This is a genomic window from Streptomyces sp. NRRL F-2664 (assembly GCF_000719345.1).
Classification (GTDB): Bacteria; Actinomycetota; Actinomycetes; order Streptomycetales; family Streptomycetaceae; genus Streptomyces.
This window is the reverse complement of record NZ_JOFX01000333.1, coordinates 1-502: the sequence shown is the minus strand read 5'-3', so window position 1 is coordinate 502 and position 502 is coordinate 1. Positions and strand designations below refer to the sequence as shown.

Annotated in this window: 1 protein-coding gene; it reads left to right on the top strand. The window is 74.1% G+C overall.

Annotation, left to right across the window (positions count from 1 at the left end):
• Window positions 1-502 (top strand): hypothetical protein (locus IF89_RS39590; RefSeq protein ID WP_158718165.1); only part of this gene is annotated, 502 nt, incomplete at both ends.

The following is a 502-nucleotide window of genomic DNA, read 5'->3' as shown; positions in this document are numbered from 1 at the left end:
GGGCCGGCCGTCTGTGCACACGGTGCTGCCGGACTCCGGCAAGCCGCAGACCACCCGCATCGCCTACCCCTCCCCGGCCGTCACGGTCACGGCCACCCCCGACGGGCGGCGGGTGACCGAGACCCTCGACGCGCTGGGCCGCCCGCTGCGGACCGCGGACAACTACCGCGACGGCGCCTACGCCAAAGAGCCCGACGCGGACGGCGCGCGGGTGCTGGCCGCAGCCGACTACTCCCAGTGGGCGCAGTACAAGGTCACCACCACCGACCAGGCCGGACGCAGAACCGTTGCCTCCTCCGACCCGTGGGGCCACACCAACAGCGTGACCGGCCCCGACGGCACCACCGTCAAAACCGCCTCCGACATCGTCGCCGAAGCCGTCACCCAGGGCGTCCTGGGCGCAGACCAGGAGGATGCCGGCCTGGGCGAGGCCCGGGCCGTGTCCGTGCAGGACGCCGACACCGCGGCCCGGACCACCTCGGCGAAGGTCGTCTTCGCCGAC